Origin of the sequence: Corynebacterium sp. HMSC072A04 (assembly GCF_001809235.1) — a bacterium.
Taxonomy (GTDB): domain Bacteria; phylum Actinomycetota; class Actinomycetes; order Mycobacteriales; family Mycobacteriaceae; genus Corynebacterium; species Corynebacterium hiratae.
In genome coordinates, this window is record NZ_KV796770.1 from 1 (window position 1) to 1,786 (window position 1,786).

The following is a 1,786-nucleotide window of genomic DNA, read 5'->3' on the forward strand; positions in this document are numbered from 1 at the left end:
TGTTATGTCCATGGACTTTTTGGACACGGAGTCCAGTAACTTTTTGGGCTAGGAGTCCAATGACTTTTTGGACGTGGAGTCTCCCTGCTTTTTGGGCAGGGAGTCTTTGGTGTTTTTGGACAGTCTCTAGCTCGTCTTACCGGTTATGGTTTCTTTCGTCTCGACGGGCGCGGACGCGACAGGATTGGTTTGATCTCTGGTGGCCGGCGGTGCCACATTCCTTCGACATGCCCGATGTTGATCTGTCCGCCGGCTGGACGCTCAAGTAGCTTGATGGGCAGTGGGAATGAAAACAGTGCTTCACCATCATGATCAGTGAAGAACTCAGCGGTGTCATCGGTAACGTGGCTGTATATGAGCCGGTTTTTAAACCGGAGTCCTACATAGAATCCATAGCCCAGGATGCGCACCACTCCGCTTTTGTTGATCCACAGTGTGTCGGGGATACCCCAGGCGTTGCTTGACTGGGCGGATAGACCGTCTACGGTGGGACTGACGGTAGGAGATGATTCTTGCTGGATTGGTTCGTTATCGTCATCGATGGTTGTGGGAGAAGCTGCAACTTCTCCCACAACCGGCACCATCGCCTCTTTAACCTTCTCGATACGATGCTCGTGGTGTATCGCGCTTTCTGAGTGCGTATCCCGGTATGACTTCACAATCTTGGCCCACAGCAGATCCGGGTCAATGGGTTGTGTTGGGGATTGAGCGTGGGCGAAGTGCTCACGGGCTTGGGCTGGAGTGATGTGCATTTTGCCGACTAGCAGGCCTTGATGGCGGCGCCTGGTGTTGTAAAACTCGCGGTAGTCGTCCAACAGCTGTTGGACGTGCTGAAGTGTCGTAGGTTGGCGTGCATCGAGAAACTTGGTCATAGTTTGATGCGAGCGTTCATCTTTGCCTTGGGTTTGCGGGCCAAAACCTGCAATGGACCAGATACCTTGGGCGGCGAGCCAGCGCTCGGTATCGGACAATCGGCCCCGGTGATAGGTGGCAAAAGCTTCACCGTTATCGGTCAAAAGTTCCTGCGGGCGACCATACGTTTCTATTGCTGCGGCCAAGGTAGTGCGAGCATCGAATCCGTTTTCTTTGGCGGCGAAGGCTTGTGAGCCCAGATCAAACCGGCTGGCATCATCAACCAGCTGGTAGATAGTGATCTGGGTATGTGGAGTGTCAAAGAGTCGATAGACAAACCCGTCGAGTTGCCACAGCTCATCGACTTTATCGCGTGCCCAGCGTTTATAGCTTTTACGAGGACGTTTACGGGCATTGGCCTCAGCAACACCAGCTTCGTGGAGCCAAAGCGCAATCGTAGACCGTGCCGGTGGGTGCTCTAAACCAAGGTCATCAATGAGGTAGTAATAGATCGACCACGGGCCATAGTCACGTCCCCGGGCCTTGAGCACTGATCGAGCTGTGATGACTTTCTGACGAAGGTGATCATCGTAGATTCTGGCTGGGGAATGCGGGGCGGTGGAGTCAGGCAGGATGCCTGCACGGCCGCGTTGTTCAACGCGGCGTTTGATGTTGGCATAGGTTTGGCGAGATACGCCAATATCCTTGCAGAATTGGGTGACGGTTCGTCCGTCTCTTACTGGGTCGAAGTCCGCTATTTTCTTGCGGAGATGGGTTGAAATAGCCATCTTGGTATTCCAACCCACCGACTGTCCAAAAAGTCTTGAGACATCACGACAAGGAAGTCTTTGGACTCCGTGACCAAAAACTATCTGGACTCCCCGTCCAAAAAGCCATTAGACTCCGTGTCCAAAAACTCCATAGACATCACACT

At 53.2% G+C, this 1,786-nt stretch carries 1 protein-coding gene; it reads right to left on the reverse strand.

Translation table 11 applies throughout. The features are described 5' to 3' along the window. Nucleotides 1-143: 143 nt before the first annotated feature. The gene (locus tag HMPREF2565_RS04650) at nucleotides 144-1,640 is read right to left on the reverse strand and encodes an integrase core domain-containing protein (protein ID WP_049156914.1); all 1,497 of its coding nucleotides are present in this window, start codon (nucleotides 1,638-1,640) and stop codon (nucleotides 144-146) included. Nucleotides 1,641-1,786 lie beyond the last annotated feature (146 nt).